The following is a 19,499-nucleotide window of genomic DNA, read 5'->3' as shown; positions in this document are numbered from 1 at the left end:
TTGGAATCGAGAAGTTTCACTGGAAATCTGGGGAATGAGCATGAAAAACACTGCTGTGATCCTTGCACTGACCGCCACTTTCGGCCTCGGCGCCCTGGCCCGCGCAGAAGCGCCAGATCCCGCTACCCTGAAAAGCATGTATGACAGCGGTCGCAACATGTCGGGCCTGATCAAGCATTGCGTCGACAAGGGCTACCTGAAAGCGGACAGCACGGAAAACGCCAACAAGATGGTGGCGTTCGTTGCGAATATGCCGGGCGCGTTCGACAAGGCTGATGGCGACAAGAACGAAAGTCTCGGTCGCAAAGGCGAAGTGTTGGCCGACGGTCAATACAAGAGTCTGCAAGGCAACCTGCCGCCGGATCTGAGCCTCAAGCAATGGTGCGAGCAAGCGGATCAAGGGATGCGTGAGGGGCTCAAGCAAATCGGCTTGTAAACCACATCGAAGAGAACACTTGCCATGAAATCCGAAATACCACCCACCGACGCCTCGGCACTCATCGACGCTCGAATCGCTGAACTGGACGATTGGCGTGGCGTCATTCTCAGCGAGATTCGCAAGGTCATTCATCAGGCCGATCACGAGGTGGTGGAGGAGTGGAAGTGGCGCGGTGTTCCGGTGTGGTCACGGGGCGGGATCATTTGTACCGGGGAGACCTACAAGGCGGCAGTCAAAATGACCTTCGCCAAGGGCGCAGCGTTGGCCGATCCGGCGCGGTTGTTCAACGCCAGCCTTGATGGCAACACCCGCCGGGCGATTGATTTTCATGAGGGTGACACGATCGATGAACAGGCCTTGCAAGCGCTGATTCGCGAGGCGATTGCGCTGAATTTGTCGAAGTGAATCGTGGCGCTTGCTTTGGCTCAGAAATAACTGGCTGTTTTAAAACAAATTTTTTTGCACTCAGGGCTTCCCAGATCAAAAAAAGGTTGGTAAATTGCGGCCCATTCTCGCAGAGCTTGTTACAGAGCTTGAGATACAGGGGCGTCGCCAAGCGGTAAGGCAGCAGGTTTTGATCCTGCCATGCGTTGGTTCGAATCCAGCCGCCCCTGCCATATTCAGAAAAAACGCCAGTCCGAAAGGGCTGGCGTTTTTTTATGCGCGCGATTTGTGTCTCTCGTGATGAGGCGTTGGATTCTGCCCTGTCAGCCTCACGTTTCAATCATGCGCGTGACGGAGGCTCCCAGCTCATCCTGAAAATCTCGCAGCTTTTGCGCTTTTGCCGATTTGAACCGATCACCGCACTCATTGATGGTGGCGGCGAAAGTACTTAATGCAGGGTTGTTGGCAATCAGCATTTCCTTGGCGGCGATATGCTTTAGCAGAGATTCGCAAAGCGCCACACCTTGCACTGTCTTGCCCTGATAAACGATGACGGTCGTTTCGTTGGACTCCAGGCGTACGTAGCGTATGTGTTGATCGTAGTCGTGGAATCGAGGATGAAACCAGTCATCAATACTGCCCGGAAGCGGATACGTCATCCGTGCCGGATCGATGGTGCCCCAGATTTTGTCACTTTTTTTGGCGTTGCAGTCCGTGCACGCAACCGCGAGATTCCAGAAGTGAAGCGAAAACTGGGCGTATAAGGCTTTTGGCAATACATGCTCAATGGGGCGCGCATAAGCTGTGTTGACCAACCAGCGCCGGCAGTAACAACAACGGTTTGCTTGTAGTTTGACCAACTGATCGCGCAACGCTGCCTTGAGTTGAGATGCTGTTGCAATGTCTTCCTTGGGGTCCAGTGCGTCAAGGAGCGCCCAGCCATCAGCCAGGCCTTTTCTTGTTTTGCGAAACAGCGTGCGCAACAAATCGCGCGTTTGCGTATGAAGTTTTTTGGTTCGATGGGGGCGCGCCAGATAATCGGCAAGTTCTTTGCGCAAACGTATACGGATTGCGTCGCCACGATTTGAAGGGGTCATGGCGTCAACATCTCACGCACGGCAGCGATGGCTTTGTCGACAAGTGTTCGATCCGATGCAGCCCCGTGCACCATGGACTCGCTCAGCTTCTCTTTAAGTGACTCGAGTTCGCCCAGGAAGCGGTTTTCATCCCCCCAGACCTGTCCCTGTTCATCAGACTCACCAATGATTCTTGAGATGATCTCTGCGCAACGTTCCTGAATATGATGAGTGTAGGGCGTATAAGTCCGAAATCCTTCGAACAGGCTTGCCTCTACAGATTTGCGTGCATTAGGGCTCAACTCCTCCAGTTGACGTTTTGTCATCACGAAACAATGGTCGTGCACATTGCTGGCCGAAGCGATGACGATGGGCGAATGTGTGGCAACCACAAATGAGCAGTCAAGAACCCTGGAAAATTCCCGCAGTACATGCGGAAGCTTACGTTGCCAGGCCACATGCAAGCTGATCTCGGGTTCATCAAGAAGCACCGTGGTGCCGCGTCGTACGTTGGCGACGATTTTGATCACCATTGTCAAAATCTGTTGTTCTCCCGAACTCAAGGTATCGAAAACCACAATTTCTGGGGATTCATGCCGCATGACAGCGATTTTGTATGCGCCTTTCGCCAGTGCTCGACGCTGCTCCAGCTGTTCCTGCTCTCTTTCTGTTGTGCCGAGGTCGGAGAGCGGATGAATGTCGGCCAATACCCGTTCCAGATGGTCTGAAGTGGACTTCATGGTGACGGGCACCAGATATTGTTTTGGCTGAAAGCCCAACTGATCCAGTGCCGTTTTAAAACAGCCCAGGCGCACGGGGTTATCAAAAATATCCTTGACCATCTCTCCCAATTCGCCAAGGAAGCGATTCATGTTCGGCCCGCCGCGAACATTGCGGGCGCCGGCGTAGGTGAAGTGGGATTTCAGTGGTTCGGCATTCGCTGATCTGTCGAACCTGTCGGTCGTGCCGAATGACACACCAAAGGTGTCACGTCCCTGCAAGGCAAGTGCTGTCGCAATGTCGCGCAACGCAAGGCTTTTGCCCGCGCCGTTGTCGCCTATCAGGTATACCGATTGACTATCGGTATCTGTACGAAGCTTCATCAGAACTGGATCGATTTCCACTTCCGCACGCCACGCATCATCCTTGTACCTTTTGACGTAATCCTCGGCACGTAACGAATAATTTTGTTCCTGCATTTGATCACGGTGAATGAAGCGGAGAAATCCGGGGATCTCGTCGATACGGGTGCTTAGCGCTTCTTCAATGAAGGTGATCACACGTCTTGGAGCACCAGATTCTTCCAATACCGAATGATCAATCGGGCGTCCTTCAGTCCAAGCGCGCAGCAATGATCCGACCAGTGACGCGCAAGTGAAAACTTCTTCGGAGTTGATGTTCAGTTTTAATTGCCGGACATCAATCAGAGCGACCTGCTCCCGGTATTCCGGAAATGGCGGGCCGAAATACCAGAGGCTGAAAAGTGCCGTGCCCTTTGCGGTGAAGCTGGCGAAGTCGATGACTGCACGCAAGTCGTGGTCAAAGATAAGTTCGCGACGAAGGTATTCGTCTTTGTTATACGCGCGTCTATCTTTACCGGTAAAGACGACAAACATGGGAGGGTCACCTTTGCGGCGAACATCTACCAGACCCTTGATTTTGCTTTCTTTCAAAAAAAGCATAGATCTGTCGCCATAGGCATCCCTGCTGATCTCGAGGCTTTTATCAAAGAGCCATAAATTCAGAGTTCTTCCGTCTGCACTATGGCCCTCAAATGGAATGTCATGCACAGCAAGTCGAAGATTGCGAAGAAAACGTAGTCGATCCCATAGTTCAGGAGGTAGGTCGCCGGGTCTATGGTCGAATTGACTATCGGCTCGCTCAGGAAGGCCTGATTGAGTGAAAACCTCACCAGAGCCTGGTTGCAGCTCGGCTATACCACCAAAAAACTGCGCGAGGGGAATAGCGTACATTGCGATCTGCCGATGATGTTTCGGTGCAGAAGGGATCAGTCGAGCAAACAATTTGTAGAACAAGGCGTCAATAACATGTCGTCGCATGTACTGATCAAGTTCCCCCAGTTCATACATGAGCAATCCACTGATGTAATAGACTGCACGCGGTAGGACGCCTGTACCTCGACTGACGCCGACCCACTCGCAGTTCATTGCGAGTGCCAGCAGGTGCCTCAGCTCATGAAGTTGTCGTTCTGACCTGTCCGGGTCAGCGACATTCAGCAGTTCGTGGGTGAGTTTCTGCAGCTCAGCGGCCCGCGGCGCTGGAAGATAATCCTGTAATCGAGAGTCGGCCTGCAGGCAGAAAGCCCCGAGTAAGGCGTAAGCGATATCACAGGCTTCTAGCTCCCCAAAACCACTATTCTTTGAGAACCTTGCGAGTTCGCGACAAATCCGTTCTGCGCGAAGCGCACCCTCCGACAGCATGTGTTTCTCCTTGAGTCCCGCCAAATCAACATTCGAGCGCAGCAATAGTGGCGCATGGTCATCATTGCAATGTTACCTGAGCGGTTGGGACGCGTCTTTGCAACGTTCGATCGGGTGAATCCGGGTGATGTAAACTCCCCCGCGACAAGTCCCGGCGCGTTGCTGGCCGGCGACCCTCAATCTCTCCAGACAAGAGACTTTCATGGCTAATCAAGACCTCAGCTTCACCCCTGATCCGGATGCCGATTCCATTTCCTCCGACGTTGTCGGTTTCAACGGCATTCTGGTTTCGACCCAGATCCCGACCCGCGCCGACGGTAGCCTGGAGCTGGGCGATATCACCCTGCAAAGCGAATGCACCCTGCAGGCGCTGAAAGTGGCGCTGGAGCGGGCGGGCAGTTCGATGGATCGCGTGATGCACCTCACCATCTACCTCACCGACATGGCCGACCGTGCGGCGTTCAACGAAGTCTACAAGCGCTTCTTCGCCAAGCCATGGCCGGTGCGCGCCGCTGTGGGCGTGGCGTCGCTGGCGGTGGAAGGCATGCGTGTGGAAGTCACCGCAATGGCCGCCAAGGCCTGACCGCCCCCTGTAGGAGTGAGCCTGCTCGCGATAGCGGTAAATCAGCCACCATCAACGTTGACTGTGCCACCATCATCGCGAGCAGGCTCACTCCTACAGGAGACTCTCGTGTCGGATTGGAGCGAGGTCATCTGCCACTTGGCAGCACGGGCGTGCCGCTCGGGCGTTTCGCGGCTACAATGCGCGCCTTAACCGTGACAGCCTGACTAAAAAAACTATGTCCTTGCCCAAGCATCATCTGGAATTGCTCAGCCCCGCCCGTGACGTGGCGATTGCCCGCGAGGCGATCCTGCACGGCGCCGACGCCGTGTACATCGGTGGCCCGAGCTTCGGCGCGCGCCACAATGCCTGCAACGAGGTGAGCGAAATTGCCGAGCTGGTGGAGTTTGCCCGCCGTTATCACGCGCGCATTTTCACCACCATCAACACCATCCTGCACGACAACGAACTGGAGCCGGCGCGCAAGCTGATCCACCAGTTGTACGACGCCGGTGTCGACGCGCTGATCGTCCAGGATCTGGGCGTGATGGAACTGGACATTCCGCCGATCGAGCTGCATGCCAGTACCCAGACTGACATCCGCACGCTGGAGCGGGCGAAGTTCCTCGATCAGGCCGGTTTCTCGCAACTGGTACTGGCCCGCGAGCTGAACCTGAAAGAAATCCGCGCCATCGCCGACGAAACCGATGCCGCCATCGAATTCTTCATTCACGGCGCACTGTGCGTGGCGTTCTCCGGGCAGTGCAACATCTCCCACGCGCAGACCGGGCGCAGCGCCAACCGTGGCGACTGCTCGCAGGCCTGCCGTTTGCCGTACACCCTCAAAGACGAAAAGGGTGGGGTGATCGCCTACGAAAAGCACTTGCTGTCGATGAAGGACAACAACCAGAGCGCCAACATCCGCGCGCTGGTCGAGGCCGGTGTGCGCTCGTTCAAGATCGAAGGTCGTTACAAGGACATGGGCTACGTGAAGAACATCACCGCCTATTACCGCCAGCGCCTCGACGATGTGCTCGAAGACCGTCCGGATCTGGCCCGCGCTTCCAGCGGCCGCACCGCGCATTTCTTCCTGCCGGACCCGGAAAAGACCTTCCACCGTGGCAGCACCGACTACTTCGTCACCGATCGCAAGATCGACATCGGCGCGTTCGACTCGCCGACCTTCACCGGCCTGCCCGTGGGCACCGTCGAGAAAGTCGGCAAGCGTGACATGCAGGTGGTGACGCAGGAGCCGCTGTCCAACGGCGATGGCCTCAACGTGCTGGTCAAGCGGGAAGTGGTGGGTTTCCGCGCCAACATCGCCGAGCCGAAGGGCGAGTTCGAAGAAGACGGCGAGAAGCGCTACCGCTACCGCGTCGAGCCGAACGAAATGCCCGAAGGCCTGTACAAGCTGCGCCCGAACCATCCGCTGAACCGCAACCTCGACCACAACTGGCAACAGGCACTGCTGAAGACCTCCGCCGAACGCCGCGTGGCCCTGAGCTGGGTGGCGCGTCTGCGTGAAGAGCAGCTGGAACTGACTGCCACCAGTGAAGAGGGCATCAGCGCCAGCGTGACCCTGAACGGCCCGTTCGGGATGGCCAACAAGCCGGAGCAGGCGCTGGAGCAATTGCAGGATCTGCTCGGCCAGCTCGGCACTACCCAATATCACGCCATCGACGTGAAACTGGACGCACCGCAGGCGTTCTTCATCCCGAACTCGCAGCTCAAAGCCTTGCGCCGTGAAGTCATCGAAGCGCTGACCGCCGCCCGCGTTGCGGCGCACCCGCGTGGCAGCCGCAAGGCCGAAACCACGCCGCCGCCGGTGTACCCGGAGTCGCACCTGTCGTTCCTGGCCAACGTATACAACCAGAAGGCCCGCGACTTCTATCACCGTCACGGCGTGAAGCTGATCGATGCGGCCTACGAGGCGCACGAAGAGGCCGGTGAAGTGCCGGTGATGATCACCAAACACTGCCTGCGTTTCTCGTTCAACCTGTGCCCGAAACAGGCCAAAGGCGTGACCGGTGTGCGCACCAAGGTCGCGCCGATGCAGCTGATCCACGGCGACGAAGTGCTGACCCTGAAGTTCGACTGCAAGCCGTGCGAGATGCACATCATCGGCAAGATGAAAGGCCACATCCTCAACATGCCGCAACCGGGCAGCGTGGTCGGCCACATCAGCCCCGAAGACCTGCTGAAAACCATCCCGCGCGCGCCACACTGAGTGACGGGCGGGCGTGGCGCTACGGTGTCACGCCTGCGCGGGCTCGCGCTCCGCGAGGTCTTCAAGCAAGTCGGCTGACGGCACAAAGAACAACCCCCCGGTGACCGCGGTGCTGAAGTCCAGCAAACGGTCGTAGTTGCCGACGGGTTTGCCGACAAACATGTTCTCCAGCATCTGCTCGATCGGTTCCGGCGAGCGCGCGTAACCGATGAAGTAGGTGCCGAATTCGCCAGCCCCCGGGCGGCCGAACGGCATGTTGTCGCGCAGGATTTTCTGCTCCTGGCCGTCCTTGGTGATGGTGGTCAGGGCGCTGTGGGAATTGCTCGGTTTCACCTCTTCACCGAGTTCGATGTCGGCCAGTTTGGTGCGGCCGATCACCTTTTCCTGAGCTTCGACGCTCAGCGCATTCCACGCCTCCATCTTGTGCAGGTACTTCTGCACCAGCACATAACTGCCGGATTCGAACGCCGGGTCTTCGTTGCCGATCAGGGTGAAGTGGTCTGCCTTGCGGCCCACCGGGTTCTCGGTGCCATCGACGAAACCGATGATGCTGCGCATGTCGAAGTAGCGGAACCCCTGCACCTCATCCACCACGGTGATCGCGCCATTGAGTGCGCTGCACAACTGGGTCGCCAGTTCGAAACACAGATCCATCTGGTCGGCACGGATGTGCAGCAGGATGTCGCCCGGCGTTGCGACGGCACGACGGCCCTCGACGCCGAACTCGCGGAACGGATGCAGCGACGCCGGGCGCGGGCTGCCGAACAAGGCGTCCCAGGCGTTGGCGCTGAAACCGCAGACACATGACAAGTTGCCGTTGGGCACACGTTTGCCGACCGAGCGGGTGAGGGCGGCGATGTCGCCGCACCAGCCGCGCACCTGACTGGCGGCGTCGCTGCCGGGCAGCAGCGTGGCGACGATGAAAATCGCGCTGCTGGTGATCGGGTTGCAGATCGCTTGTGGCTCGGGGGTATCCATTGATGAGGTCATAGTCGGTTCCATATGCGCGGGGCCAAGGTCGGCGCTCAGTATGAAACCAAAAACGTTTCATCGGTATCTCAGAAGCGACCCAGTCGATAGGCATCCATCGTCGGCACGCCGGCATTGGTCGAGGGAGACGCCAACTGAGCAATCATCTGCGCAGTCACCGCCGCCTGCGTCAGCCCCAAATGCTGATGCCCGAACGCGAGCAGCACTTTACCGTCGCCGACCTTGTCGATGACCGGCAGCGAGTCCGGCAGCGACGGACGAAAGCCCATCCACGGCGTCGCGTCTTCAGCGTTCAAATCACGGCGGAATAAGCCCTTGCTCAAACGGTGTAACTGCCAGGCGCGTTCCATAAACGGCGGGCGCTCCAGACCGGCGAACTCAACGGTGCCGGCCAGGCGCAAGCCGCCGGCCATTGGCGTCATGATGAACTTGCGCTCCAGCGACGTGACGGCGAACGGCAGTCGCTCGTGCTCGTGGGGCAACATCAGGTGATAGCCGCGCTCGGTGTCCAGCGGCACGCGTTTACCGGTCAGCGCAGTGGTGAGCTTCGCCGAATGCGCGCCACAGGCGATCAGCACCTGCCGCGCGGTGAAACGCCCCTGATCGGTGATCAGTGACACGCCATGCGCCTGCAACTGGCCGCCCTGAACCTCCTGCTGAATGAACTGCACGCCGGCCATTTTGGCCGCACTCACCAGTTCGCACACCACCTGATACGGGTCGAGAAAATGCCCGGTGCGCGGGTAGAACAACCCGCCCTGAATCTGTTCGCTGAGCTGCGGCGCGGTGTCCCGCACGGCGCTGGCCGACCAGAAGTCCACGGGCACCTGTTGCTGACGCATGCGAGTCTGCAAGGCGTCGATCGCTTGCCGCGACTCGGCGCGCTCGAACACCAGCAGCGAGCCGTCCTCCTTGAGCAGGTCGGGGCGGGCGATGCTGTGCAGCAGGCGCTTCCAGGCGTCGAGGCTGCTTTCGTTGAGCGCGCGCAAACCGGCCACGGTGCGCTGAAACGGAGCTGGGCGCAGGTTCAGCAGCAGGCGGCTGAACCACGGCACGGCGCACGGCAGGTACTTCCAGTCCAGGCGCAGCGGCCCCATCGGGTCCATCAGCATCGCTGGCAGACGCTTGAGGATCGACGCATCGGCAATCGGAAACACCTGCTCGGTGGCCAGATGCCCGGCGTTGCCGAACGAGGCGCCATGACCGGGCGGCTGCTTGTCGATGACCACCACCCGTTTACCCTGACGCGCGAGTTGCAGAGCGCAGGCGACGCCGATGATGCCGGCGCCGATCACCGCGATGTCGGCGTTGTCCGTTGTGAGGTTGTCGGGCATGTTCAGGCTTCCCTCTGGCCGTCGAGCAAGCGTCGTAGCTGCAGCGGATTTGCCTGTTTCAGCGGCGGCGGCAGCAGGCTGTCGGGGAAATCCTGATAACACACCGGCCGCAGGAAACGCAGGATCGCCGCCGTGCCGACCGAGGTGCTGCGCGAATCCGAGGTGGCCGGGAACGGCCCGCCATGCACCATCGCATCGCACACTTCGACCCCGGTCGGCCAGCCGTTGACCAGCAGGCGTCCGGCCTTGCGTTCCAGTGTCGGCAACAAGGCCCGGGCTTGATCCAGATCGGCGTCATCCAGGTGCAGGGTGGCGGTCAACTGGCCTTCGAGGTGTTCGCAGATCTGACGGATTTCATCGTCGTTGGCGCACTGTACGAACAGTGATGCGGCACCAAAGATTTCACCTTGCAGGCGTGCGTCGGCGAGGAAGTCCTGCGCCTGAGTCATGAACAATTGCGTCTGGCACTGGTTCGGGCCTTCAGCCGCTAGACCGCTCGCCACGCGTTGCGCCTGCGGATGTTCGGCCAACGCGGCGACTGCGCTTGAATAGGCGCGGAAGATCCCCGGCGTGAGCATGGTCTGCGCGGGGCTGCGCTGGATCAGCTCGGCGGCCGCCGCGATAAAAGCGTCCAGTGCCGTCCCTTGGCGAGCGATGACCAGCCCGGGATTGGTACAGAACTGCCCGGCACCTTGAGTCAGCGAGGCGACAAAGCCCTGCGCCAACGCTTCGCCCCGTGCGGCAAGCGCTGCGGGAAACAGCAACACCGGATTGATCGAACTCATTTCCGCGTACACCGGAATCGGTTCCGGCCGCGCTTGCGCCGCTCGGCTCAGGGCGAGGCCGCCACTGCGCGAGCCGGTGAAGCCCACAGCCTTGATGCGCCAATCACTGACCAACGCAATGCCGACCTCGTTGCCGGAACCGAACAGCAGCGAAAACACGCCTTCAGGCAAACCGCATTTTTTCACCGCGCGAGTCAGCGCCTGGCCGACCAGTTCACTGGTGCCGGGATGCGCGCTGTGTGCCTTGACGATTACCGGGCAACCGGCGGCCAGTGCAGACGCGGTGTCGCCGCCCGCCACGGAGAACGCCAGCGGAAAGTTGCTGGCGCCAAACACCGCCACTGGCCCCAGCGCAATCTGCCGCTGGCGCAAATCAGAACGTGGCAGCGGCTGGCGCTGTGGTTGTGATTGATCGACGCGAACATCCAGCCATTCGCCGGCCCGCACGGTGCGGGCGAAGGTGCGCAGTTGTTCGCAGGTGCGCCCGCGTTCGCCCTGGATACGGGCGCGTGGCAGGCCGGTTTCGGCCACGGCACGGTCGATCAGCGCATCGCCAAGGGCTTCGATCTCATTGGCGATGGTTTCGAGAAATTCGGCGCGAGCGTTGAGGGACGTCTCGCGATAACGATCAAAGGCTTGCCACGCCAGTGCGCAGGCCTGTTCGACATGTTCTGCAGTGCCACCGGCATAGGCCGGTTCCAGCACCGCGTCGGTGGCGGGATTGATCGCGCAGATCGCTTCACGGCTGCCGGCGATGGCTCGGCCGCCGATCAACATGTGCCCTGTCAGAGTCATGACGCTTCCTTGATAAAAGAGGTGAAGCCCCGGCATCACACCGGGGCAGGGACTGCGATCAGGCGAGGTTCTGTTCCGCGGACCAGTTTTTGTACCACTGACGGAACAGCGCGTACTGGGTCTCGGCGTAACGGCGCTGGGCATCGCTGAGGGCGTCGGTTTCGTTGAAGTGCAGGGCGTATTCATGGTCGCCGTTGAGCACCATCAGGTGCTTGTAATACAGCACCAGATCGCAGCCTTCATCGAACGACGACAGCACCGCCAGTGCCGCTTCCAGTTCGCGCGCCAGGCGCCGGGCCTTGGCGTCGCCCTTGGCCGCTTGCTTGCTCAGCGCCACCAGTTGCAGCACTTCGCAGGGCAGGGCGTTGCCGATACCGGTGATCGCGCCGGTGGCGTTGCAGTTGACGAACCCGTGCACCACTTGGGTATCGACACCGACCATCAGGGTCACGGCATCGTCCTGCGAGGTGATGTTTTCGGCGGCGTAGCGCAAGTCGGCGCCACCACCGAATTCCTTGAAGCCGATCAGGTTCGGGTGTTCGCGGCGCAGTTCGAAGAACAGCTCGGCGCGGGTGGCGAAGCCGTAGTAGGGGCTGTTGTAGATCACCGCCGGCAAATTCGGCGCGGCGTTGAGGATCGCGGCGAAGTGGGCTTTTTGCGCGGTGGCCGAAGCACCACGGGACAAGACACGTGGAATCACCATCAGGCCATGGGCGCCGACTTTCGCCGCGTGTGCAGCGTGGGACACCGCTTCACGGCTGTTGACCGCGCCAGTGCCGACGATGGTCGGTACCCCGGCGGCCACCAGACGCGCCACGCCTTCCTGACGCTCGGCCTCGGTCAGCAACGGCCAGTCGCCCATCGAGCCGCAGTAAACTACGGCGCTCATGCCGATATCGATCAGCTCGCGACCCTTGGCCACCAAAGCGTCGAAGTCGGGTTTACGCGCGGCGGTGCACGGGGTCATCAGTGCGGGAATGCAGCCAGTGAAGATGTTATCGCTCATTGTTGTAGCTCCTCGGGACATTCATTCAAGTCGAAAAAAACGGGGCAGGTCAGATGCCCCACGCGAAAGGATCCTGCTCGTCGATCAGCAGGGTGGCGTCGGCGGTCATGTAGGCGCGGCCGGTGATGAACGGGCGCACGCGCTCGCCGTGCCATTCGAAGCGCCCTTCGAACTGGCTGCCGGTGATGCTGGCCTGGGTCCAGACCTGGCCTTCAGCGAGTTTGCCGTCAGCGGCCAGGCAGGCGAGTTTGGCGCTGGTGCCGGTGCCGCAGGGGGAGCGGTCGTAGGCTTTGCCCGGGCACATGACGAAGTTGCGGCTGTCGGCGTGGGCGTCGTCGGCAAACAGTTCGACGTGGTCGATCAGCGCGCCGTCCTCACCGTGGATGCCTTGGGCTTCGAGAGCCTTGAGCATCGCCCAGGTGTACTCGGTAAGGGCTTCGACGTTGCTCATCTGCAGGTCCTGACCGTGCTCGGAAACCAGGAAAAACCAGTTGCCGCCCCAGGCGACGTCGCCGAACACGCGACCGTAGCCGGGCACGTCCACCGGCACCTGTTTGCGGTAGCGCCAGGCCGGAACGTTGCCCAGAGTCACCGCGCCGTCCTCGTGCAGGGTGGCGCTGACCGGGCCGACCGGCGTGTCAATCTTGTGCACGCCCGGTTCGATCTGCCCCAGGTAATGCAGCGAGTTGACCAGGCCGATGGTGCCGTGGCCGCACATGCCGAGGTAGCCGGCGTTGTTGAAGAAAATCACCCCGCAGGTGGCATCCGGCGACACCGGCGCGCAGTACAGCGCACCGACCAGCACGTCGTTGCCACGCGGCTCCAGCAGGCAGGCGCGGCGCCATTGATCGTGGCCCTCGCGCAAGGCATCGCGCTTCTCGGCCATGCTGTTGCCGGGCAGCTCGGGGAAGCCTTTCATCACCAGGCGCGTGGGTTCACCGCCAGTGTGGGAATCGATGATGTGCAGTCGTTTCATGGTTCGTCCCTTGAGTGAAGGTCAGGCGTGAGCAGGGCGCTGGCCCGTTGCCGAATGGGTGAAGGATTCAGCGGCTTCGCTTTCGTCGTCCTCGGTTTCCAGACGAATCAGGCGTGCCGGTACGCCGGTGGCGGCGCCCCAGTAGTAGATGCCCAGCGCGCAGACCGCGACGATCACCGTGTCGAACGGATGACTGAGCACGCCGATGCCGCCGAAACTGCCGAGCTTGGAGAGGACGATGGTCACGGCGTAGAAGCCGATCAGCCACGCCGACGAGCGCACTTGCTGGCCCAGATTCAGGTGCGCGGTCGGCACCATGCGCCCGCACAGCAGGTAGATGACAAACATCAGGATTTGCAGGCCGAGCAACCACGACACGGTGCCCCAGCCCGACCAGTAGACAATCAGCGCGGCGATGATGAACGACAGCGGCCCAAGCACGCTCATGCCCTTGACCCGGAACGGACGCGGCATGTCCGGCGCGTTACGGCGCAGTGCGGCCACCGTCACCGGCGCCACCGCATAGCTCAATACCAGCGCGGCGGAGACCACGTTGATCAGAGCTTCCCACGACGGGAACGGCAGGGTCCAGAACACCGACAGGCCAAAGGTCAGCCACAGCGCCGGGCGCGGGATGCCGGATTTTTCGTCGATGCGGGTGAAAATCTTGAAGAACGTCCCGGTCTGCGCCCAGCCGTAGATCACCCGTGGCGTGGCGTTCATGTAGATGTTGCCGCAGCCGCTGGGCGAGATCACCGCATCGGCCACCACCAGATACGCCAGCCAGCCGACGCCCAGTGCCAGGGCGATGTCGCGATACGGCAGGGCCAGTTCCTTGGCGACGCCGGCCCAGCCATTGGCGAGCATTTCGGTCGGGATGCCGCCGAGGAAAGCGGTTTGCAGCAACACGTAAATCGCGGTGGACAGCAGCACCGACAGGATCAGCGCAATCGGGATCGTGCGTTGCGGATTCTTCACTTCACTGGCCACGGAGATGATCGGCGTCAGGCCCAGATAAGCGAAGATCACCCCGCCGGCCGACACGGCCATTTCGATGCCGGACAGACCGAACGGCGCAAAGCCATGCACTTCGAAATTGGCCGGTTTGAAGAAGGTGAACAGCACGCCGATCACCAGCAGCGGCACGATGAACTTGAACACGCTGACCAGATTGTTGGCCATGGCGAAGGTCTTCACGCTGCGGTAATTGAGCAGGAAAAACAGGCACAACAGCCCGAACTGCACGAACCACCCGAGCACGGTCGGGTCGCTGGAGCCGGCCTTGGTCAACTCGGGAAACCACGCTGCCGCATATTGCCGCGAGGCGACCACTTCGATCGCCACCAGACTGGAAAACGCGATCAGCGTGATGAAACCCATCAGGTACCCGAGCAGCGGGCCGTGGGAGTAAACCGGGTAACGCACCACGCCACCGGCACGCGGCAACGCGGCGCCCAATTCGCAGTAGACAATGCCCAGCAGCAACACGGCGAAACCACCGAGCAGCCAGGAAAAGATCCCCGCCGGGCCGGCGATGGCTGACACGTGACTGGCGGCGAACAACCAGCCCGAACCGAAGATCGCCCCCAGTCCGATGAACGTGAGGTCTATCAGTGAAAGTTGTTTCTTGAACTTGCCTTGGCCTGTCATAGCGTCGCCTTCTTGTTGGTTGTTGGAGGGGCGTGCAGTGGCGCTACAGTGAACTCATCAGGCGATGGGCGATTGATGTTTTTTGCCGGTGACGATGACGAAATCAGCACAATGGCCAACGGCAAAGGCCCGGCTCGACAGGCTGTCAGCCATGGGGCAATCTGCCTGCAAGTGATAAAGCCGAGTGGGGAGTGAGAGGCATGCCGCAGAACGCGTTTGCGATCCTGAGCCAGCAGAACGAGGCGAGCCGACCGCAATGCCTCGACGATCTGCTCGCCAGCATGGCGCTGCTGTTGCCGATGCTCGACGTGATTCCCAACGCGGCGATCTTCATCAAGGATCTGCAGGCGCGCTATGTCATGGCCAACCAGACGCTGGTGCAGCGCTGCGGTTTGAAAGACCTGCGACCGTTACTGGGCAAGACCAGCGCCGAGGTGTTTCCGGCGCAATTGGGCCCGGGCTACACCGAGCAGGATCGGCGCGTGCTGGAAGAGGGGTTTGTGCTGGAGGATCAGCTGGAACTGCATCTGTACGGCAGCCGCGAACCGGGCTGGTGCCTGACCCACAAGCGTCCGCTGTACGACCGCGATAACCGGATCATCGGCCTGGCGGGAATTTCCGTCGACCTGCAAACCGCCAGCGAAACTCATCCGGCGTATCAGCGACTGGCGGCGGTGGATGAATACATCCGGGCGAACTTCAATCAGCGCGTCAGCCTGAGCGAACTGACGCGCATCGCCGGGATTTCAGTGGCGCAACTGGAGCGTTACTGCAAGCGCGTGTTCCACCTGACGCCGCGGCAGATGATCCAGAAAGTGCGTCTTGAGCACGCGCATCGGCTGTTGCACGGCGACTTGCCGATCACCGAAGTGGCGCTGCAGTGCGGTTATACCGACCACAGCGCGTTCACCCGGCAGTTCAAGGCTTCCACCGGATTCACCCCGCGCCAGTACCGGTTGGCGACGGCGCAGTGAGGCTTGCCCGTCAGGCCTTGACCCAGCGCTGCCGGCTCCACGCACTCAGCGAATCCACGCCCAGCACCAGAATCAGCATCGCCAGAATCACCGTACTGGCCTGCGCTTCCTGAAACAGGCTGAGGCTGACATACAACATCTGCCCCAAACCACCGGCACCGACGAAGCCCAACACGCTGGCCATGCGAATGTTGTTTTCCCAGCGATACAGGCAATACGCGAGCAACTGCGGGGCGAGGTTGGGCAGGGTGCCGTAGCAGAACGCGAGCACCGGGTTGCCGCCCTGCAAGCGGATCGCTTCGGCCGGTTCCGGCGGGGTATTTTCCAGCGCTTCGGCGAACAACCGGCCAAGCACCCCGGTGGTGTGCAGGGCCAGCGCCAGGGTGCCGGCATTCGGGCCGAGGCCGGCGGCGAGCACCATCAACGCCGCCCACACCAATTCCGGAATCGCTCGCAGGCCGTTGAGCACCAGCCGCGAAGTGCTTTGCAGCGGCCAGCCGAAACGTCCGGCGGCGGGCAGCGCGAGGAGGATGCCGAACACCGCCGCGAGCAGGGTGCCGAGGGCCGACATGGCGAGGGTTTCCAGCGCGCCCTTGAGGATCGCCTGCAAATGCGTGGCGCTCAGGTCCGGGCTGAGAAAGCGCTGCGCGTAGGCACCCATCTGCTTGAGGCTGGTGGCGCTGCCGAGTTCACCGAGATCGAGTTCGAGGTAACCGAACGAGGCGATAACCGCGACGCCAATGCCGACGATCAGCAACAGATTGATCAGGCGATTCATGTCAGCCTCCAGCGCAGCAGGCGGCTGAGTTGGTCGGCGCCGAGCACCAGAATCAAAAAGGTCAGCAACATGCTCGCCACTTCACCGCTGGCGAACATGCGCAATGACAGGTCGATCTGTTGGCCGAGGCCTCCGGCGCCGACAAATCCCATCACCACCGACGCACGAATCGCGCACTCCCAGCGATACACCGTGTACGACAGCAGCTCGGCCGCGACATTCGGCAGAATCCCGTAGGCGAACGCCGCGAGCCGCCCGCTGCCGGCCTGCATCAAGGCGTGCGCCGGGCGTTGGTCGGTGGATTCGAAAATCTCCGCGTAGACCTTGCCGAGCATGCCGCTGTAGGTGATGGCGATTGCCAGCACACCGGCCGCCGGGCCGAGGCCCACGGCACGCACAAACAGCAGCGCCCAGACAATCTCGGGCACGCTGCGCAAGAAGATCAGCAGCCCGCGCACCGGCCAGCGCAGCAAGCTTCCGACCCGACTGGGAATGCCGCCGCGGGACGCCGCCGACAAGGACAGCGCGCGGCTGGCAATCAGGCTCGCCGGTACCGCCAGCAGCAGCGCCAGAGCCATACCTGCGGTGGCGATGGCCAGTGTTTGCAGGGTCGCCTTGAGCAGCAACTGGAGAAAATCGTGGTCATGCGCCGGTGGCCAGAATCCGGAGATGAAGCGGCCCATTTCGGTCTGGCTGTCGCTGTGCAGCAGCACGCCAAGGTCCAGTTCGCTGAGCTGGATGCCCGGCCACAGCAAGGCAAGTGCCAGCAGGGTCAGCAGTAATCGCGGCGCGGCGGCCGGGTCGCGTGAATCGGCCCTCAGCATCGCGGGATCTGCACAATCAGCGGCGCATTGGGCGTCGTCGGGCTTTGCAATTGCTCGTTGACGTACAGCGTGTCGAGCATCTCGCGGCTGACCTGTTCGGCCGGGCTGTCAAACAGGATCTGGCCGTCGCGCAAACCGATGATGCGCGGAAAGTGCGCCAGCGCCAGTTCCACTGCATGCAGGCTCGCTACCAGCGTGACGTTATGCGTCCGCGCGTGCTGCGAGAGGATCGACAGGGTGTGCCCGGCGAGTACTGGGTCCATCGCCGACACCGGTTCGTCCGCCAGCAGAATCTCCGGCGCCTGATACAGCACCCGGGCAATACCCACGCGCTGCAATTGGCCGCCAGACAATTGCTGGCAGTAAGCGAAGAGTTTGTCGCCCAGATCCAGGCGGGCGAGGGCCGCACGGGCGCCGGGAATATCCGTCGGGTGCAGCAGATTGAGCAGGCTCTTGCCCAAACTCCATTGGCCGAGTTTACCGGCCAGCACCGCCGTTACCACGCGCTGGCGCGGCGGCAGCGGTGGGGCTTGATGCACCAGGCCGATGCGCGCACGCAGGCGTTGCCGTTGACGAGTGGAGAGGTGCCAGGGACGTTCGCCCAGCACCTCGATTTCGCCGCTGCTGGGGCGCAACGCGGTGGCCAGCAAGTTCAGCAGACTGGATTTTCCGGCGCCGGACGGGCCGATAATCGCCACCTGTTCGCCCGCGCCAATCTGCAGGTCGACGCCGCGTAGCGCATCGACCCCGTTGACGTGGTGCAGTTTGGCTTGTTTGAGGCTCAGGGTCATTTCAACAGATCGGCAGCGCGAGCAGCTTCCTCGATACCCTTGTAGTTTTCGGGCTTGGTGTCGATGAAGCGGCTGGCCGCCTGCAGATCAAGAATCTTCTTCTGCTCCGGGTTGGCCGGGTCGAGGTCGAGGAAGGCTTTTTTGATCTTCGCCGCCAGCGCCGGGTCGAGGGTGCCGCGCACGGTCCAGTTGTAATCGAAGTAGGCCGGGGTGGTGGCGAACACGTGGACCTTGCTGGTGTCGACCTTGCCGGCGTCTACCAGTTTCTGCCAGACGCTGGCGTTCAGCACACCGGCATCGACCTTGCCTGCCTGAACCCAAGCCACGGTGGCATCGTGCGCGCCGGAATAGGCAACGCGGCTGAAATAGGCTTCAGGCTTGATGTTGTCGTTCTTCAGCATGAAATAACGTGGCATCAGGCTGCCGGAGGTGGACGACACCGAGCCGAAGGCAAAGGTCTTGCCCTTGAGGTCGGCCAGGCTCTTGACGTTCGGGTCGGCGGTAATGAATTTGCTGGTGAACTGCGCATCCTGCTCGCGCTGCACCAGCGGGATCACCGGGGTGGTGGCGTCGGTCTTCAGGCGTGCCTGAACAAAGGTGAAACCACCCAGCCAGGCCATGTCGAGGCGGTCGGTCGCCAGCGCTTCGACCACGGCCGGATAGTCGGCCACGGGAACGAACTGCACCTTCATGCCCAACTGCTGCTCTAGGTACGCACCGAGCGGCTCGAACTTGCGCAGCAATTCGGTCGGGGCTTCATCGGGAATCGCGCTGACCCGCAACACATCGGCGGCATGCGCCACCAGAGCAGAAAAAGACAGGGCCAGACCAGCAGTCAGTGCCAGGGTTCGTTTGAGCATGGAAATCTCCGTTTCATGAGCGTCGCATTCTAAGCGCCACCGGGCGCGGTGTCGCGCGCGGGCGCTCAATCAGGTTAGACGAAACGGCGAGGTTATACGCAGCGGCGCTGTCAAAGGCCAGCAGCGGTGTCCGATGATGTTTTACCCCGGATTACGATCATGGGGTTTCCGGGAGTTTGGCAATCACCTTGATCTCGAACTGAAACCCGGCCAGCCAGGTCACGCCCACCGCAGTAATCGTCGGATACGGTGCGCTGCCCCAGAACTCCGGCACCACTTCCCAGATGGTTTCGAAGGTCGATTGCGGATCAATCATGAACACCGTGACGTCCACCGCATCGGCGAAGCTGCAACCGGCGGCATCGAGGATCGCATTGAGGTTATTGAACGCCAGGCGCACCTGGTTCTGCAGATCCGGCTCGGGCGAACCATCTACACGGCTGCCGACTTGCCCCGAGACAAACAGAAAACCGTTGGAACGAATCGCTGGCGAATAACGATGGCGCTCGTAAAGCGCATGGCGGGCTGGCGGGAAAACGACGTCGCGCTGGGTCATGGGTGTCTCCATCATTGTTGGGTGGTTGCTGATGGAGTGACTGTAGGGGCT

At 61.1% G+C, this 19,499-nt stretch carries 18 protein-coding genes and 1 tRNA gene; 6 read left to right on the top strand and 13 right to left on the bottom strand.

All coding sequences use genetic code 11. From position 1 onward, the window contains the following. Positions 1 to 40: 40 nt before the first annotated feature. The 3 genes from VLA07_RS23665 to VLA07_RS23655 all read left to right on the top strand — a co-directional run bounded on the left by VLA07_RS23665 (position 41) and on the right by VLA07_RS23655 (position 1,056). On the top strand, positions 41 to 436 hold the full coding sequence (locus VLA07_RS23665; RefSeq protein WP_333991787.1) for a hypothetical protein: 396 nt from the start codon (positions 41 to 43) through the stop codon (positions 434 to 436). A 24-nt stretch (positions 437 to 460) separates the two neighbouring features. Further along, entirely contained in the window at positions 461 to 844 is a 384-nt protein-coding gene (locus VLA07_RS23660; RefSeq protein ID WP_333991784.1) for a DUF1801 domain-containing protein, read from the top strand. A 137-nt stretch (positions 845 to 981) separates the two neighbouring features. Then, a tRNA-Gln gene (locus VLA07_RS23655) sits at positions 982 to 1,056 on the top strand. 96 nt (positions 1,057 to 1,152) lie between these two features. Here VLA07_RS23655 and VLA07_RS23650 read toward each other — a convergent pair. Next, entirely contained in the window at positions 1,153 to 1,920 is a 768-nt protein-coding gene (locus VLA07_RS23650) for an HNH endonuclease (protein WP_333991782.1), read from the bottom strand. Then, a complete protein-coding gene (locus VLA07_RS23645) occupies positions 1,917 to 4,340 on the bottom strand; it encodes an AAA family ATPase (RefSeq protein ID WP_333991780.1) in 2,424 nt (807 codons plus the stop codon). The genes VLA07_RS23650 and VLA07_RS23645 overlap by 4 nt, the downstream gene beginning before the upstream one ends. Before the next feature lie 202 nt (positions 4,341 to 4,542). On the opposite strand from VLA07_RS23645, the gene VLA07_RS23640 reads away from it, so the two are divergent. Next, positions 4,543 to 4,923 carry a RidA family protein gene (locus tag VLA07_RS23640; RefSeq protein WP_003224376.1) on the top strand — a complete coding sequence of 127 codons (381 nt, stop codon included), beginning with the start codon at positions 4,543 to 4,545 and terminating at the stop codon, positions 4,921 to 4,923. Positions 4,924 to 5,140: 217 nt separating this feature from the next. Next, positions 5,141 to 7,129: a peptidase U32 family protein gene (locus tag VLA07_RS23635; RefSeq protein WP_097089972.1), complete on the top strand. Its 1,989-nt coding sequence runs from the start codon at positions 5,141 to 5,143 to the stop codon at positions 7,127 to 7,129. A gap of 27 nt (positions 7,130 to 7,156) precedes the next feature. On the opposite strand, the gene VLA07_RS23630 is transcribed toward VLA07_RS23635, so the two are convergent. From VLA07_RS23630 to VLA07_RS23605, 6 genes are all read right to left on the bottom strand, one after another. Then, entirely contained in the window at positions 7,157 to 8,119 is a 963-nt protein-coding gene (locus VLA07_RS23630; protein ID WP_333991776.1) for a Dyp-type peroxidase, read from the bottom strand. Positions 8,120 to 8,187: 68 nt separating this feature from the next. Continuing rightward, positions 8,188 to 9,453, bottom strand: a complete 1,266-nt coding sequence (locus tag VLA07_RS23625) for an NAD(P)/FAD-dependent oxidoreductase (protein WP_097089974.1) — start codon at positions 9,451 to 9,453, stop codon at positions 8,188 to 8,190. Positions 9,454 to 9,455: 2 nt separating this feature from the next. Next, positions 9,456 to 11,033, bottom strand: coding sequence for an aldehyde dehydrogenase (NADP(+)) (locus VLA07_RS23620; RefSeq protein ID WP_333991772.1), 1,578 nt, complete (start codon positions 11,031 to 11,033; stop codon positions 9,456 to 9,458). A gap of 58 nt (positions 11,034 to 11,091) precedes the next feature. After that, complete coding sequence (locus VLA07_RS23615; RefSeq protein ID WP_333991769.1) at positions 11,092 to 12,039, bottom strand: dihydrodipicolinate synthase family protein; 948 nt, start codon at positions 12,037 to 12,039, stop codon at positions 11,092 to 11,094. A 49-nt stretch (positions 12,040 to 12,088) separates the two neighbouring features. Further along, entirely contained in the window at positions 12,089 to 13,015 is a 927-nt protein-coding gene (locus VLA07_RS23610) for a 4-hydroxyproline epimerase (protein WP_333991767.1), read from the bottom strand. Between the two features lie 21 nt (positions 13,016 to 13,036). Continuing rightward, a complete protein-coding gene (locus VLA07_RS23605) occupies positions 13,037 to 14,665 on the bottom strand; it encodes an APC family permease (RefSeq protein ID WP_333991765.1) in 1,629 nt (542 codons plus the stop codon). Between the two features lie 200 nt (positions 14,666 to 14,865). Here VLA07_RS23605 and VLA07_RS23600 point away from each other — a divergent pair, with 200 nt between their 5' ends. Beyond that, positions 14,866 to 15,639: an AraC family transcriptional regulator gene (locus VLA07_RS23600; protein WP_333991762.1), complete on the top strand. Its 774-nt coding sequence runs from the start codon at positions 14,866 to 14,868 to the stop codon at positions 15,637 to 15,639. 10 nt (positions 15,640 to 15,649) lie between these two features. Here VLA07_RS23600 and phnE read toward each other — a convergent pair whose 3' ends face one another. The 5 genes from phnE to VLA07_RS23575 all read right to left on the bottom strand — a co-directional run bounded on the left by phnE (position 15,650) and on the right by VLA07_RS23575 (position 19,448). Beyond that, complete coding sequence (phnE, locus tag VLA07_RS23595; protein WP_247269059.1) at positions 15,650 to 16,417, bottom strand: phosphonate ABC transporter, permease protein PhnE; 768 nt, start codon at positions 16,415 to 16,417, stop codon at positions 15,650 to 15,652. After that, positions 16,414 to 17,241: a PhnE/PtxC family ABC transporter permease gene (locus VLA07_RS23590; protein WP_103370548.1), complete on the bottom strand. Its 828-nt coding sequence runs from the start codon at positions 17,239 to 17,241 to the stop codon at positions 16,414 to 16,416. The genes phnE and VLA07_RS23590 overlap by 4 nt, the downstream gene beginning before the upstream one ends. Then, positions 17,235 to 18,032 carry a phosphonate ABC transporter ATP-binding protein gene (locus tag VLA07_RS23585; RefSeq protein WP_333991756.1) on the bottom strand — a complete coding sequence of 266 codons (798 nt, stop codon included), beginning with the start codon at positions 18,030 to 18,032 and terminating at the stop codon, positions 17,235 to 17,237. The genes VLA07_RS23590 and VLA07_RS23585 overlap by 7 nt, the downstream gene beginning before the upstream one ends. Beyond that, complete coding sequence (locus VLA07_RS23580; RefSeq protein WP_041072554.1) at positions 18,029 to 18,892, bottom strand: putative selenate ABC transporter substrate-binding protein; 864 nt, start codon at positions 18,890 to 18,892, stop codon at positions 18,029 to 18,031. The genes VLA07_RS23585 and VLA07_RS23580 overlap by 4 nt, the downstream gene beginning before the upstream one ends. A 157-nt stretch (positions 18,893 to 19,049) precedes the next feature. Next, positions 19,050 to 19,448 carry a RidA family protein gene (locus VLA07_RS23575; RefSeq protein ID WP_285375766.1) on the bottom strand — a complete coding sequence of 133 codons (399 nt, stop codon included), beginning with the start codon at positions 19,446 to 19,448 and terminating at the stop codon, positions 19,050 to 19,052. Positions 19,449 to 19,499: the final 51 nt, after the last annotated feature.

It is taken from the genome of Pseudomonas sp. S3(2024), assembly GCF_036861315.1.
GTDB classification, from domain to species: domain Bacteria; phylum Pseudomonadota; class Gammaproteobacteria; order Pseudomonadales; family Pseudomonadaceae; genus Aquipseudomonas; species Aquipseudomonas putida_A.
The sequence above is the reverse complement of the archived record's forward strand: the minus strand, read 5'-3'. Positions and strand labels throughout refer to the sequence as shown.

Excerpts from the sequence above, each read along its gene's own strand:
- VLA07_RS23665 (WP_333991787.1), top strand. The coding sequence starts at position 41 with ATGAAAAACACTGCTGTGATCCTTGCACTGACCGCCACTTTCGGCCTC.
- VLA07_RS23660 (WP_333991784.1), top strand. The coding sequence starts at position 461 with ATGAAATCCGAAATACCACCCACCGACGCCTCGGCACTCATCGACGCT.
- VLA07_RS23650 (WP_333991782.1), bottom strand. The coding sequence starts at position 1,920 with ATGACCCCTTCAAATCGTGGCGACGCAATCCGTATACGTTTGCGCAAA.
- VLA07_RS23645 (WP_333991780.1), bottom strand. The coding sequence starts at position 4,340 with ATGCTGTCGGAGGGTGCGCTTCGCGCAGAACGGATTTGTCGCGAACTC.
- VLA07_RS23640 (WP_003224376.1), top strand. The coding sequence starts at position 4,543 with ATGGCTAATCAAGACCTCAGCTTCACCCCTGATCCGGATGCCGATTCC.
- VLA07_RS23635 (WP_097089972.1), top strand. The coding sequence starts at position 5,141 with ATGTCCTTGCCCAAGCATCATCTGGAATTGCTCAGCCCCGCCCGTGAC.
- VLA07_RS23630 (WP_333991776.1), bottom strand. The coding sequence starts at position 8,119 with ATGACCTCATCAATGGATACCCCCGAGCCACAAGCGATCTGCAACCCG.
- VLA07_RS23625 (WP_097089974.1), bottom strand. The coding sequence starts at position 9,453 with ATGCCCGACAACCTCACAACGGACAACGCCGACATCGCGGTGATCGGC.
- VLA07_RS23620 (WP_333991772.1), bottom strand. The coding sequence starts at position 11,033 with ATGACTCTGACAGGGCACATGTTGATCGGCGGCCGAGCCATCGCCGGC.
- VLA07_RS23615 (WP_333991769.1), bottom strand. The coding sequence starts at position 12,039 with ATGAGCGATAACATCTTCACTGGCTGCATTCCCGCACTGATGACCCCG.
- VLA07_RS23610 (WP_333991767.1), bottom strand. The coding sequence starts at position 13,015 with ATGAAACGACTGCACATCATCGATTCCCACACTGGCGGTGAACCCACG.
- VLA07_RS23605 (WP_333991765.1), bottom strand. The coding sequence starts at position 14,665 with ATGACAGGCCAAGGCAAGTTCAAGAAACAACTTTCACTGATAGACCTC.
- VLA07_RS23600 (WP_333991762.1), top strand. The coding sequence starts at position 14,866 with ATGCCGCAGAACGCGTTTGCGATCCTGAGCCAGCAGAACGAGGCGAGC.
- phnE (WP_247269059.1), bottom strand. The coding sequence starts at position 16,417 with ATGAATCGCCTGATCAATCTGTTGCTGATCGTCGGCATTGGCGTCGCG.
- VLA07_RS23590 (WP_103370548.1), bottom strand. The coding sequence starts at position 17,241 with ATGCTGAGGGCCGATTCACGCGACCCGGCCGCCGCGCCGCGATTACTG.
- VLA07_RS23585 (WP_333991756.1), bottom strand. The coding sequence starts at position 18,032 with ATGACCCTGAGCCTCAAACAAGCCAAACTGCACCACGTCAACGGGGTC.
- VLA07_RS23580 (WP_041072554.1), bottom strand. The coding sequence starts at position 18,892 with ATGCTCAAACGAACCCTGGCACTGACTGCTGGTCTGGCCCTGTCTTTT.
- VLA07_RS23575 (WP_285375766.1), bottom strand. The coding sequence starts at position 19,448 with ATGACCCAGCGCGACGTCGTTTTCCCGCCAGCCCGCCATGCGCTTTAC.